This window comes from Streptomyces sp. SolWspMP-5a-2, assembly GCF_900091845.1.
GTDB lineage: Bacteria > Actinomycetota > Actinomycetes > Streptomycetales > Streptomycetaceae > Streptomyces > Streptomyces doudnae.
The window spans coordinates 1-13889 of the sequence record NZ_FMCI01000294.1; the positions used below are offsets into that span (position 1 = coordinate 1).

At 76.2% G+C, this 13889-nt stretch carries 7 protein-coding genes and 1 pseudogene; all 8 read right to left on the bottom strand.

The genetic code is table 11. The features are described from left to right. Positions 1 to 355 (bottom strand): annotated as a pseudogene (locus GA0115242_RS29290) (MFS transporter); the annotation flags it as partial. Then, positions 352 to 1422: a GntG family PLP-dependent aldolase gene (locus GA0115242_RS29295; protein ID WP_093833755.1), complete on the bottom strand. Its 1071-nt coding sequence runs from the start codon at positions 1420 to 1422 to the stop codon at positions 352 to 354. The gene GA0115242_RS29295 and the pseudogene GA0115242_RS29290, both read right to left, overlap by 4 nt. An 11-nt stretch (positions 1423 to 1433) precedes the next feature. Beyond that, positions 1434 to 2909: a lyase family protein gene (locus GA0115242_RS29300; protein ID WP_093833757.1), complete on the bottom strand. Its 1476-nt coding sequence runs from the start codon at positions 2907 to 2909 to the stop codon at positions 1434 to 1436. Next, positions 2906 to 4144 (bottom strand): ATP-grasp domain-containing protein, encoded by a 1239-nt coding sequence (locus GA0115242_RS29305; RefSeq protein ID WP_093833759.1) that lies wholly within the window; start codon positions 4142 to 4144, stop codon positions 2906 to 2908. The genes GA0115242_RS29300 and GA0115242_RS29305 overlap by 4 nt, the downstream gene beginning before the upstream one ends. Beyond that, on the bottom strand, positions 4141 to 5217 hold the full coding sequence (locus GA0115242_RS29310; protein WP_093833761.1) for a pyridoxal-phosphate dependent enzyme: 1077 nt from the start codon (positions 5215 to 5217) through the stop codon (positions 4141 to 4143). Before GA0115242_RS29310 ends, GA0115242_RS29305 begins: the two co-directional genes overlap by 4 nt. A 14-nt stretch (positions 5218 to 5231) precedes the next feature. After that, entirely contained in the window at positions 5232 to 6143 is a 912-nt protein-coding gene (locus GA0115242_RS29315) for a GHMP family kinase ATP-binding protein (protein WP_093833788.1), read from the bottom strand. A gap of 50 nt (positions 6144 to 6193) precedes the next feature. Beyond that, positions 6194 to 10642: a non-ribosomal peptide synthetase gene (locus GA0115242_RS29320; RefSeq protein ID WP_093833763.1), complete on the bottom strand. Its 4449-nt coding sequence runs from the start codon at positions 10640 to 10642 to the stop codon at positions 6194 to 6196. After that, positions 10639 to 13884, bottom strand: a complete 3246-nt coding sequence (locus GA0115242_RS29325; protein ID WP_093833765.1) for a non-ribosomal peptide synthetase — start codon at positions 13882 to 13884, stop codon at positions 10639 to 10641. Before GA0115242_RS29325 ends, GA0115242_RS29320 begins: the two co-directional genes overlap by 4 nt. Between the last annotated feature and the right edge of the window lie 5 nt (positions 13885 to 13889).

Sequence of the window (13889 nt, forward strand, 5' to 3'; positions counted from 1 at the left end):
CGGCGATCAGCTGGCCGACCGTGAGCAGACCGCCCCACCAGGCGGCCGGGATCGTGCACAGCAGCAGCGCCCGGCCGGTGTTGGCCCGTCTCATCAGCAGCCGCTGCCTGGCCCGCGCCACCCACACCCCCGCCGGGAGGCCGATGAGCAGGTAGCCCATCGTCTCCGCGGCGCTGAGCAGGCCCATCTCCAGCGGGGTCGCCGCCAGCGCGGTGGCGGCCAGCAGCGGCAGCAGGGCGTTGCCGACGTACGTGCCGAACTGGCTGACCGACTCCGCCGCCCAGAACAGGCGGAAGGCGTGCTGGCGGTGCAGGGGGCGGGGTGTCGGCGGGGGCGCGGTGACCGGTTCGCTCACCCCCGGGTCCCGGGGGAGGCGGCCACGGCGTCCGCGAGCGCCGTCACGGCCCGGTCGACGTCGTCGGCCGAGACGCCGGAGTGGGTGACCGCGCGGATGCGGCCGCGCCCCAGCTCCGCGAGGCGCACACCCCGCACGCAGGCCGCCTCGATGAAGGTCTCGGTGGTGTGCCCGGTGATGTCCGGGTCCACCGTGAAGAAGACCATGTTGGTGCGCGGGGGCTCCGGGTCGAGGCGCAGTCCGGCGACGCCCGCGAGGCCGTCGGCCAGTCTGCGGGCGTGCGCGTGGTCGTCGGCGAGCCGGTCGACCATCTCGGTGAGCGCGACGATCCCGCACGCCGCGATCAGCCCCGCCTGCCGCATGCCACCGCCGAGCATCTTGCGGTAGCGGCGGGCGGTGGCGATGGACTGCTCGTCGCCGACGAGGACCGAACCGATGGGCGCGGAGAGCCCCTTGGAGAGGCAGAACTGGACGGTGTCCGCCGGGGCGGCGAGGTCGGCGGCCGGTACGCCGAGGGCGAGGGCCGCGTTGAAGACGCGGGCCCCGTCCAGGTGCAGGGCGGCGCCGTGGCGGTGGGCGAGGGCGCCGGCCGCCGCGAGGTAGCCGGGGTCGAGGGGGACGCCGCCGCGCCGGTTGTGCGGGGTCTCCAGGGCGAGGACGGCGGGCAGCGCGAACTGCGGGTCGTCCCGGTCGACTTCGAACGCCGCGGTCAGCGCGGCCAGCGGCAGGGTGCCGTCCTCGGCGGCGGTGACGGGCTCGTAGACGATGCCGCCGAGGACGGAGGCGCCGCCCGCCTCGTAGACGTAGATGTCGGACTCGGCGCCGACGACGGCCTTGCCGCCGCGCGGGCTGAGGGTGAGGAGCGCGGCGAGGTTGGCCATGGTGCCGCTGGGCATCAGGCACCCGGCCGCCTTGCCGAGCAACTTCGCGGACAGGGACTCCAGTTCGGTGACGGTCGGGTCCTCGCCGTAGACGTCGTCGCCGAGCCGGGTCGCGGTGGCGGCGGCGAGCATCCGGGGCGTGGGCAGGGTGAAGGTGTCGCTGCGGAGTTCCACGACGTTCTGCACGGGAGGCTTCCTCACGGTCGGCTGATCAGGGTGGACACGGCGTCGCCCAGGGCGTGTTCGGCGGTCGCCCAGGTCTGCCTGCGGGCGTCGGCGGCGGCGCCGAGCCGGTCGAGGTCGCGGGCGGCGTCGTCGAGGGCCGCGAGCACGGACGCCGGGGCGGGGCCGCCGCCCGCGACCGCCGCCGCGGCCACCGAGGCGGGGTCGAGGGCGTCGAGCAGGTCGCGGGGGCGGTCGCCGAGGTGGTCGGCGGCGGTCTCCCCGAAGGCGCGGCCGGTGGCGAGGGCCACCGTGCTGATCTCGCCCACCAGATGGTGGGCGGTGCGGAACGGCACCCCCGAGACGACCAGCCGTTCGGCGAGCGCGGTGGCCGCGGTGTGCCCCGCGGTGGCCCGGCCCAGCATGGTGCCCGGGTCGGGCTCGGCGCCCTCGAACATGAGCCGCAGCAGCACCACCGCGTCGGTGGTGGCCTCCAGGGCGGGCCACAGATGGCCGACCGCCTCGGTGCCGACGGCGATGGCGTTGGTGTAGCGCGCGGTCGACATCGCCGCGGTCGCCGCGGTGAGCGCGCCGAGCGCCGCCGCGGCCTTGCCCTGGACGTTCTCCAGCAGGAACGGGTTGCGCTTCTGCGGCATCATCGAGCTGCTGCCGACCAGGTCGTCGGGGAGCACGAGCAGCGGGTTCTCGGCGCTGGTCCAGGACTGGAGGTCGTGCGCGGTCCTGGTGAGGAGGACCCCGAGGACGGTGCAGGCGGCGAGCAGCCGCAGCACCACGTCCCGGGACGCCACGGCGTGCAGGGAGTTGGCCAACGGCGCGTCGAATCCCAGCAGTTCGGTGGTGCGCGCCGGGTCGACGGGCAGCGTGGTCCCGCCGACCGCCCCGGCGCCGAGCGGGTTCTCGCCGAGTTCGCGGCCCGCGTGGTCGAGCTGGTCCAGGTCCCGGACGAGGGCGGCGGCGACCCCGGCGAGGTAGTGGCCGTAGGTGATGGGGACGGCGGGCTGGTGGTGGGTGTACGCGGGCATCACGGTGGTGTGCCAGCATCGGCCCCGCTCGACGAGGACGCGCCCCAGGGTGTCGGTCTCGGCGAGCAGCCGGTCGTAGGGGCGCCGCAACTGCAGCCGCAACACCGTGGCGTTGAGGTCGTTGCGGGAGCGCCCGCTGTGCAGGACCCCGCCGGTCTCCTCGCCCAGGGTGGCCACCAGGTGTCCCTCGTAGGCGAGGTAGCGGCCGCGCGGCGCGGGCAGGTGCCGCAGCGGGGCGAAGTCCTGGGCGCGCAGTTCCTCGATGCCGGACAGCAGTCGGGCCGCGGTCTCCCGGTCGACGACGCCCCGTTCGGCGAGCATCACCACGTGGGCCCGGTCCACCTCGCTGGTGGGCCGCAGTTCGGCGGCGACCGGGTCCGGGGGCACCCGCAGGTGCCGGTCGAAGAGGATGTCGGCCGCCGCCGGGGTCACGGCGGAGGTCAGTCGTCCGGTGACGGAGACGGTCATACGGGGCTCTCCTCGGCGGCCAGGGCGCGCAGTGAGGCGCGCAGCAGGGTCAGGGCGTCCTCGGCCGCCCGTGCGGCGGACGGTGCGGTGGGCGCGGTGGCGACGGTGTGGCCGACGCGGTCGCGGTGGTCGTGCCACGGGGTGAGCGGGACACCGCGGCGCCCGGTCAGCACGGCGGCGGTGACGTGCCGTCCGGGGGCGGCGAGCGCCGGGGGCGGGTCGCCGAGCACCGAGGGGCCGTCGACGACGAGGAAGCGCAGCGCCGAGTGGCGGGCGGCGCGGGCGGTCAGGTCGGGGCGCCGGCCGAGGGCCGCGGCGACCTGGGCGGCGACCAGGTCGACGCCGAGGGCGGCGCGGATCAGCTCGGGGATCATGCCGCCGGCCAGCCGCAGGTTGACCTCGATCAGCACCGGGCCGTCCGCGCCCAGGCGCAGTTCGACGTGGGCGGCGCCGTGGCCGAGGCCGAGCGCCCGGACGGCGGCCACCGCGGTGTCGGCGAGGACGCGCGCGGTGGCGTCCGGCAGGGGGGCGGGGACGTCGTGCCCGGTCTCGACGAAGTGCGGTGCGGCGCCCAGGTGTTTGGCCACCACGGCGACGGGCGTGTGCCCGAACACCTCGACGGAGAACTCGGGCCCGTCCACGTACTCCTCGACGAGCAGGCCGGGTTGGGTCGGGATGCCGCGTTCGTTGCGGGTGCGGGCCAGCAGCCGGTCGGCGTGCTCGACGGCCCCGACGGGCTCCGCGCACAGCCGGACGCCCGAACTGCCCGACCCGTCCACGGGTTTGAGGACGACCGGCAGCCGGGTCCGGCCGAGGAGTTCGCGGGCCGCGGCGGCGTCGGTCACCAGGGTGTGGGCGGCCACCGGGACGCCCGCCGCCGCGAGCGCCGCGCGCTGGTGGCCCTTGTGACGGCACCGGGTCACGGCGGCGGGATCGGGCCCCGGCAGGCCGAGCGCGTGCGCGACGGCGGCGGCGACCGGCACGAAGTAGTCGGAGCTGGTGGTCACCCCGGCGACCGGTCCCGCGCCGAGCGAGGCGACCGCGTCCAGGACCGCCCCGGGACCCGAGGTGTCCGCCTCGGCCAGGGTGATCCCCTCGGCCCGCGCGTAGGGGTAGCGGCCGGGGTCCTCGGCCAGCAGGACCGGACGGGCCCCCTGTTCGCGGGCCCGCCGGGCGAAGAGGGGCCCGGTGCCCGAGGTGTTGGACTCGACGAGGATCAGCACGGGTTCGGTCATCGCTCCTCCCCGGGGGCGCCGGTGCCGGGGAGCCCGGCGTGGCGCAGGGCGTCGTCGAGGGAGCGGCGGCGCCACCGCATGCGGGCCCAGCCGCCGACGGCGTCGCGCGGGTCGGTGACGGTGCGCGGGGCGGCGGCGGTCGGGGTGCCCAGCAGGCCGCGCTCCGCCAGCCACTCGTCCTGGTAGACCGTCTCCTGGTAGCGGTGGCCCTCGTCCGGGAGGAACGCGACGACCTGGGCGTCGGGGTTGCGCTCCGCGTACCAGCGGGCGACCAGGAAGGACGCGCCACTGGTGGGCCCCATGTACAGGGCGTGCCGGGCGTGCAGTTCGCGGGTGGCCCGGAACACCTCGGCGGCGCCCGCCCAGTGCACCTCGTCGTAGGCGTCGTGGCTGACGTTGGGCGGGACGAGGCTGTTGCCGAGCCCGCGCACCACGCGGGGGCCGTCGGCCTGGCCGAAGATGGTGCTGGGCGAGGTGTCCACGCCGATCAGGCGCATCCGGGGCTGGAGCAGCCGCAGGAAGGCCGCGGTGCCCCCGGTCGAGCCGCCGGAGCCGACCGGTCCGACGAGGCAGTCGACGGCGCCGACGGTCTCCGCGAGCTGCTCCGCCACCGCCGCGTAGGCGTTGGGGTTGTCGGGGTTGTGGTACTGGCCGGGGACGTAGTGGTCGGGGTAGCGGGCCCGCATCTCCTCCAGCCGGTCGAGCCGCGCCTGCTGGAAGCCCCCGTTCGGGCTGGGCTCGGTGCAGATCTCGACGCGGGCGCCCAGTTCGCCGAGTCTGCGGCGCAGCGCCGGGTCGATCGCGGGGTCGCCGACGATGACCAGCGGGTAGCCGCGCAGGCGGCACACCATCGCGAGGCCGAGGGCGAAGGTGCCGGACGAGGTCTCCAGGACCGTGGTGTCGGGGGTGAGTTCGCCGCGCTGCTCGGCCCGGTCGAGCATGAAGCGGGCCGGAAGCAGCTTCATCAGGGTGAACGCGGCCACGCACAGGTTGGGGCCGATCCGGATGAGCCGGGGCAGGACGGTCGCCTCGACGACCGATTCACTGGCCGCGGGCAGAGTGGGTGATCGCATGCTCTCCGTCCTCGTCAGGTGGTGGTGAAGAACCAGGTGTCGTCGATGCCCAGGCCCGCGAGCCGTTTGCGGGCCAGGTCGGCGCGGGTGGCGAGGTCGGGCAGGGCGGGGTCGAAGATGAGCCCGGCGACGTCGCCGCTGTGCGCGACCTGGAGCCCGGCCGCCCCCACCGCCTCGCCGACCCGCAGCAGGTCCGCGAGACCGGGGACGGGCAGATGGCGCTGGTTGATCCGGGCGCTGGCGGTCGCCACCCGGCCGAGCAGGGCGACGTCCCCGGTGCGCAGGGCGCGGCGCACCGAGCCGAGCAGCGGGCGGAACGCCTCGATCTCCCAGACCGAGTAGCGGGCGGGCGGCAGGTCGAGGGTGTCGGTGCCGGTGCCGTCCGCGCTGGTGCCGAAACCGACGACGGCCAGCGGCATCAGCGGCCCGCCCATGTCCTCGACGACCTCGCCCTCGCGGTGCGCGAACAGGACGGTCCTGTGGGCGTACATGAGGGCGTCGGAGGCGGTCTCGGCGGCGACCGCGAGGGCCGCGTACCGGGCGGGGCTCGGGCGGCGACCCGCCGCCTCGTGGACGGCACCGATGGTCGCGACGACGTCGGCGGTGGACGAGCCGAAGCCGCGGCTCGGCGGGATGTTGCTGGTCAGGCTGAGGGTGCCGCCGGTGGGGACGTCCAGGGCGCGCAGCGTCAGCTCGGCGGCCCGCCGCGCCTTGGTCCGCCACGGGTCGAGCATGACGACCTCGTCCGTGGTGCCGGACGGTTCGAAGACGGCGTGCGACTCGTAGAGCGGGCAGGGCAGGGTGATCAGGGCGCGGCGCAGGCCGCGGCCGGACGCGAAGACGCCCTGGAGGATCTCTCCGTGGTGGCCGACGCTGTGGTGGGTTCCCCGGATGCGGACCGCCGTCCCGGCCGGGCCTGTGGACATCTCGTGCAGCATGGCTTCCCTCGGGGTCGGTGGACGGTGCGCCGGTGCGCTCACGAGCGGCCGGCCGGGCTCGGCGCGCGGGACCGGTCGGGCCGGGCGGGCAGCGCGGGTACCGCCACGAAGCGGGCGGGGATCTGGTAGTCGGGCAGCGACTCGGCCAGGAAGTCGACGAGTTCGACGTCGTCCGGGACGGCCGTGCCCGCGCGCGGCACCAGGTAGGCGTGGAGTTCGCCGTCGGTGCTGAACACCGCGGCCTCCGCGATCCCGCGGTGCGCGGTGAGCCGGGTGCGGGTCTCGTGGGGCGCGACGCGGAACCCCGAGACGGTCGGCCAGGTCCCGACCCGGCCGAGGATCTCGAAGCCCCCGGCCGCGGTGCGCCTGGCCCGGTGTCCGGTGGGCCGCGGCCGGGCGTCCGCGCCGTGCGCGAGGTGGAGTTCGCCCGGGACCCCGGCGGGCAGCGGCTCGCCGCGCCCGTCGAGCACCACGGCGGCGGCACCGGGCACCGGCAGTCCGACCGGCACGACGACCGCGGACGGGTCCGGCGCCGGGTCGTGCGACCGGTACAGGGCGAGGGGCAGCCCCGGGGCGGCGAACCCGGCCGCGAGACGGGTCCCGACGGGTCCGGAGAGGGCGGAGGGGTCCAGGTCGGGCCCGATCGCGAGGACCGCGTCGGTGCCTCCGGCCAGGGCCTCGCGGTGGTGCGCGAGCAGCGTGTTGGCCACCGTGTCGGTCACCAGCAGCGCCGAGTACGGCTCGTGACGGTCCGTCAGCAGCGCGGCCAGCGCGCCGGGTGAGCGCGGCGGCGTCTCCGGGACGACGAGCGTGCCGCCGCGGGCGAGCGTGGTCCACACCTGGAGCAGATGGAGGGCGCTGCCGGGCCCGGCGGTCTGGAGGACCCGGTCCGCCCGGAAGCCCAGGGAGTCGAGCGCGGCGACGGCGGCGGTGAGCGCGCCGTGGGTGATCTCCGCCCCGTCCACCGTCCCGAGCACGGCCTCCTCGGACGGCCGGTGTTCGCCGCCCCCGTCCCTTCCCGCCGTGGCCCCCGGTGCCCGGTCCCCGGTGACGAGGGGCTCGCCCGCCGCGGGTCCGGCGCCGGGGGCCAGGACCCGCGCGGGGGCACCGGCGCGGGCGGCGGCCAGCAGCGCGGCCACCAGGTCATCGCCCGGACGCAGGGAGACGGGACGCCCGTCACCGGCCCCGAGTTGGGCCAGCTCCCGTCCGAACCGGTCGGCGCGCGCGCCGAGTTCGCGGTAGGTGACCGGGCCGCGGACCGTGCTCAGGGCGGTCGCGCCGGGCCGCTCGGCGATGTGCCGCTCCACCCGGTCGAGGAGCCCGGGACCGGTGGCCCCCGCACCGGCCGCGGGCGCGGGGCTCGCGCCGGTCAGCGGGAACCGCGACACCGGCAGGTCGGGCTGTTCGAGCGCGGCCCGCAGCAGGTCGCGGTAGGCCCGCACCATGCTCCGCATGGTCTCGGCGTCGAAGAGGTCGGTGGCGTACTCCCAGATGATGGTCAGCGCGTCGTCCTCGCTGCTGGGGCGCTGGCCCACCCGCTGCTCGGCGCGCGGGATCGCGACGATGTTCAGGTCGGCCTTCGCCGACCCGTTGTGCTCCATCCGCACCTCGCCGCGCAGCCCCGCGAAGTCGAGGTCGGGGACGGCCGAGTCGTGGAAGCTGAACATCGCCGAGAAGAGCGGGTTGCGCGACAGGTCACGGGCGGGCGCGACGGCCTTGACGAGCCGCTGCAACGGCACGTCCTGCCAGGCGTACCCCTCCACCGCGGTGGAGTGCACCCGCTGGAGCAACTGCCGGAAGGTGGGGTCGTCCTCCAGCCGGACCCGCAGCGGGACCGTGTTGACCATCATCCCGATCAGCCGCTCGGCCTCCGCGAGCCTGCGGTTGGCCACCCCCACGCCCAGGACGAAGTCGGTCTGGTCCGCGTAGCGCGACAGCAGCGCCGCGAACGCCGTCAGCATCGTCGAGTAGAGGGTGACGCCGAACGACCTGGCCCCCTCGCGCAGCCGGCGGTACTCGTCCGGGTCGAGGGTCAGCCGCACGACGTCGCCGCGGAAGGTGAACTCCGGCGGCCGGGGCCGGTCGGTGGGCAGTTCGAGGGCCGCGGGCGCCCCCTCCAGGGCCCGCGCCCAGTGGTCGAGGTAGCGGTCCATCACCGGACCGTCCAGCCAGGACCGCTGCCAGGCGGCGAGGTCCGCGAACTGGAAGCGGGGCTCCGCGGGGGCCGGGGCGCCCTCGGCGAACACCTCGTAGAGACGCGTCAGTTCACCGACGAAGACCGCGAACGACCAGCCGTCGTGCACCAGATGGTGCTCCACGTGGATCAGCCGGTACGCCTCGGGCCCGTCCTTGGCCACCACCCAGCGGGCCAGCGGCGGCCGCTCCAGGTCGAACGGCTCGGCCTGCTGGGCGGCCGACAACTCCCGCCAGGCCCGCTCGCGTCCGGCCTCGGACAGCGCGGAGAGGTCCACCAGGGGCACCTCGATGTCGATGGCGTCCATCTCCACCGGGCACTGCACCGGCACCCCGTCCACCTCACGGAACGCGGTGCGCAGGATCTCGTGGCGGCGGACCAGCTCGACGAGCGCGGACCGCAGCGCGGCCATGTCCAGGGCGCCGCGCAGGGTGAGCGTCGCCTGCATCCGGTACGCCTGGTTGCTGGGCGAGAGCCGCTCCAGGAACCAGACCCGCTCCTGCGGATAGGACAGCGGGACCGGACGGGTCCGGTCGGCGTGCCGCAGCGGCGGCGGCGCGGGCACCTCCAGGTCGCCGTCCGGCGCGCCGCCGCCGTCGACGAACGCGGCGATCCCGCGGGGCGTGGCGAGCCGGAAGAGGTGGGAGAGCGGGATGTCGGTGCCCAGGTCGCTGCGGATCCGCGCGGCGAGCCGCCCCACCAGCAGGGAGTGGCCGCCGAGTTGGAAGAAGTCGTCGGTGGCGCCCGCCGGGGTGCCCCCGAGCAGCTCCGACATCAGCGCGGCGACGGCCGCCTCGGTGGGCGTCGCCGGTTCGTCGCCGCTGCTCACCTCCGACCGGTACGGCGACGGCAGCGCCTCCCGGTCCACCTTGCCGCTCGGCGTGAGCGGCAGCGCGGGCAGCACGACCATGGTGGACGGCACCATGTGGGCGGGCAGCGACCGCGCGCACCAGTCCCGCAGCTCCGCGCCGTGCGCCCGGTCGTCCGGCGCGGACACGTAGCCGACCAGGACGGTGCCCCGCGCGACGACGACGGCGTCCGAGACGGCCGGGTGGGCGCGCAGCACCTCGGCGATCTCGCCCGGCTCGACCCGGAAGCCCCGGATCTTGACCTGGTGGTCGGCGCGCCCGGCGTACAGGTAGCGCCCGTCGGGCAGCAGCCGCGCGAGGTCCCCGGTGCGGTAGGCGCGGCCGTCGCCGCCGGGGACGTACCGCTCGGCGGTCAGCGCGGGCCGGCCGAGGTAGCCGCGGGTCACCCCGACGCCGGAGACGACGAGTTCGCCGACCTCGCCCGCGGGCACCGGCTCACCGGCCGCGTCCAGCAGGTCGACCCGCACGCCCGGCAGCGGGCGTCCGATGTCGGGCGTGCCCGAGCCGGTCACCTCACCGGTGGTGGCGACGATGGAGATCTCCGTCGGGCCGTAGGCGTTGAAGACGCGCCTGCCCGCGCCCCAGCGCGCCACGATCTCCGCGGGCAGCGCCTCCCCGCCGCACACCAGGGTGCGCAGCGAAGGGAGTTCGGCCTCCGGGAGGGCGGCGACCACGGACGGCGGCAGCAGGGTGAAGGTCACCCCGAAGCGGTCCATCAGGTCGACGAGGTCCGGGCCGGGCACCACGCTCGCGGAGTCGGCGAGGACCAGGACGGCACCGCCGGTCAGGGCGACGCCGGTCTCCAGGACGGAGGCGTCGAAGCTGGCCGGGGCGAACTGGAGGACGCGGTCGCCCGCCCCCACGCCCCACGCGGTGCGCATCCCGTCGACCGTGCCCGCGACCCCGCCGTGCTCGACGAGGACGCCCTTGGGCCTGCCGGTCGACCCGGAGGTGTAGATGACGTAGGCGAGGTCACCGGGGACCGCCCGGTCCAGGACGCCGGGCCCGGCCGCGTCGGGAGCGCCGGGGCCGTCCGGGCTGCCGGGGCCGTCCGGGTCGAGGATGCGCACGTCGTCCGGCAGCCGTCGGGCCGCCTCGGGGTCGGCGATCACCAGGGTCACCCCGGAGTCGCGCACCATGTAGTCCAGCCGGTCCTGCGGGTAGGCCGGGTCGAGCGGCACCCAGGCGGCGCCCGATCTGGCCACCGCGAGCACGGCGGTGGGCAGCGCCGGGCCGCGGCCGACACAGACCCCGACCAGCGTCCCGGGACCGGCGCCCGCGGCCAGCAGCCGCTCGGCCAGGGCGGCCGAGCGGCGCTCCAGGGCGCGGTAGCTCAGGGTGCCGCCCGACCAGAGCAGGGCCGGGGCGTCCGGGGAACGGTCGGCGTGCGCCAGGAACGCCTCGTGCAGCAGAGGAGTCTTCATCGCGTCGTACCTCGTTCGTTGTCCGCGGGGCCGGTGGCGGGGGAGACGTCCGCCAGGAGGCGGTGCGCCTCGGCGTCGGACATCGCCTCGATCTCGGCCAGGATCAGGTCGTGGATGTACTCGGCCGTCCCGGCGACGGTCGGCCGTTCGAAGATCACGCTCAGCGGGAGGTGGGTGTCGAACGCCTGCCGCATCCGGTTGACGGCCCGGGTGGCGATCAGCGAGTGGCCGCCGAAGGAGAAGAAGTCGTCCAGGACGCCGATCCGGGGCACCGACAGCACGTCCGCCCAGATCCCGGCGATGATCCGCTCGGTCTCGTCGCGCGGGGCGACGTGCTCCCGCGTCCCGTGGTCGGCGGGGTCGGGCTCCGGCAGCAGCGCCGGGCTGAGCTTCCCGCTCGCCGAGCGGGGCAGCGCCGCGAGCACGGTGACGGTGGTGGGCACCGCGTACCCGGGCAGCCGGGCGGCGAGGTGCTCGCGCAGCCCGGCGACCGAGGTGCCGTCGCCGCCGTCCAGCGCGACGTACGCGGCCAGCCGCAGGTCGCCCGGCGCGGCCCGGCGGGTCACCACCGCGGCGTCCGTCACCGCGGGGTGCTCGCGCAGCGCCGCCTCCACCTCCCCCAGCTCCACCCGCACCCCGCGCACCTTCACCTGGCGGTCCATCCGCTCCAGGTAGGCGAAGGTGCCGTCCGGGAGCATCCGGCCGCGGTCACCGGTCCGGTACACGCGCTCGCCCGGCCGGTAGGGGTGCGGCACGAAGGCACCGGCGGTCTTGGCCGGGTCGCCCAGGTAGCCGCGGGCCAGGCCGGTCCCGGCGATGCACAGCTCGCCCGGGACACCGGGCGGCAGCGGGCCGAGCCGGTGGTCGAGGACCAGCACCTCGTTGTTGTCCATCGGCCGCCCGAGGCTGACCGCGCCGGTGCCCCGGGTGTCGCGGGGCCCGCAGACGTGGAACGTGGAGTCGATGGAGACCTCGGTGGCGCCCCAGGTGTTGTCCAGGCTGACGGCGTCCCCGAACGCCTCCCGGAAGCGCTCCACCAGCGCGGGCCGCAGCGCCTCGCCGCTGGACAGGACGCTGCGCAGGCTCCGGCGCAGCGCGGCGACGTCGTCCGGACCCAGCTCCTCCAGGAAGAGGTCGAGGACGCTGGGCACGAACTGGACGTGCACGGCCCGGTGGCGGACCGCCGCGTCGACCAGGGCGCGCGGGTCGCGGTGCAGGCCGGGCGCCAGCAGCGCGACCGTGCCCCCGGTGATCAGCGGCCAGAGGATCTCGACGGCCGCGTCGTCGAAGGGCAGGGTCGTCTTGTGCAGCACCGTCTCGCCCGGCCGCAGCCCGTGCCTGCGCTGCATCCACGCCATCCGGTTGACCCAGCCGCGGTGGGTGCAGGCCACGCCCTTGGGACGGCCGGTCGAACCGGACGTGTAGTAGACCGCGCACAGATGGTCGGGCTGGACGGACACGGACGGCGGCGGCGCGCTGCCGCTCGGATCGACGGTGAGCGGGACGGCGCCCGCCGCGGTGACCGTCCCGGCGTGCTCGCCCGTGGTGAGGCAGACCGGGGCACCGGCGTCGGTGAGCAGGGTGGCGACCCGGGCGGCCGGGGTGGCGGGCTCGATGGGCAGATAGGCGCCGCCCGCCTTGAGGATGCCCAGGAGACCGACGACCAACGGCGCCGACCGGTCGATCAGCAGGCCCACCGGCACGTCGGGCCCGACCCCGTGTCCGATCAGCCGGTGGGCGACCGCGTTGGCCGCCGCCTCCAGGGCCGCGTAGCTCGTCGTGGTGCCGTCGGCGCCGACCAGGGCGACCGCGCCGGGCCGCTCGGCGGCGCTGAGCGCGACCAGTTCGTGCAGGGTGCGCCCGGGGGTGTCGACGGCCGGGCGCAGCACCAGGGCGCGCAGGGCCTCCTCCTCCGGCGCGGAGAGCAGCGGGATGTCGTCCAGCGGGGTGTCCGGCCGCTCGGCGACGTGCCGCAGCAGCCGCTCCAGCCAGTTCCCCAGCCGCTCCACCGTGGCCTCGTCGTACAGGTCGACGTCCCAGTTGACGCCGCACCGGACGCCGGCCGCGTCCTGATCGAAGCTGACGCAGAGGTCGTACTTGGCTCCCTCGTAGGGCATCGGGAGGTCGGTCACGGTCAGGCCGGTCAGCCGGGGGGAACGGCGGCGGCCGGTGCGGAAGTTGACCAGGATCTGGAACAGCGGGGTGCGGGACGGGTCGCGCTCGGGGGCGTTCTCCTCCACCAGCCGGTCGAAGGGGACCTCGGCGTGCTCGAAGGCGTCGAGCGACACGTCACGGAACCGCTCCACGAACTGACGGAACGTCAACTCCGGTCCCGGGCGCCCGCGCAGGGGCAGCATGTTGATGAGCAGGCCCAGCAGCCGCTCGGTCGCCGGGTCGTCGCGGCGCGCGTAGGTGGTGCCGGTGGTGACGTCCCGCCTGCCGGTGTACCGGTACAGGACCGTCTGCACGGCGGCGGTCAGCAGCATCGCGGGCGTGGCCCCCGCCGAGCGGGCGAGGGCGGTGAGCGGTTCCGCGACCCGCGGCGGCAGCACGAAGGCGGTGCGGACCGCCCCGCGGCCCGCCCGCACGGCCGGACGGGGACGGTCGGCGGGCACCTCGAACGCCGTGAGGTCGGCCAGCGCGGTCCGCCAGTGCGCGAGCGACTCCTGCGCCGGATCGGCGGCCAGGGCGTCGAGCCGGGCGGCCACCGTCCGGTACGGCTCGGCGGGCGGCGCGACGGGGGAGGGCTCGCCCGCGGCGAACGCCGAGTAGTCGGCGCCCAGTTCGTCGTAGACGAGGGCGCAGGACCAGTCGTCGGCCGCGACATGGTGGAGGGTCAGCACCAGCGTGTGCTCGCGCTCGCCGTGGCGGATCAGCAGGGCCCGCACGGGGAGTCCGGCGGCCAGGTCCATCGGGGTCGCCGCCTCCGCCGCGAGGGCCGCGTCGAGCGCCCCGGCGCCGGACACCTCCGCCTCCCGCAGCCGGAACCGGTCCGGCGGGAGGACGACGCCGACGGGCCGCCCGTCCCGCGCCACCACGCCGGTGCGCAGCACCTCGTGCCGGGCCACCAGGGCTTCGAGGGCCCGGCGCAGCGCGTCCCGGTCGAGGGGACCGGCGAGGTGCAGCCGGAGCGGGATGAGGTAGTCGGACGGGCAACTGCTCAACTGGTCGACGAACCAGGTCCGTTCCTGGTCGCGGCTGAGCGGCACCTGGACCCCGGTACGGCCGGGGGTGGCAGACATGGGCG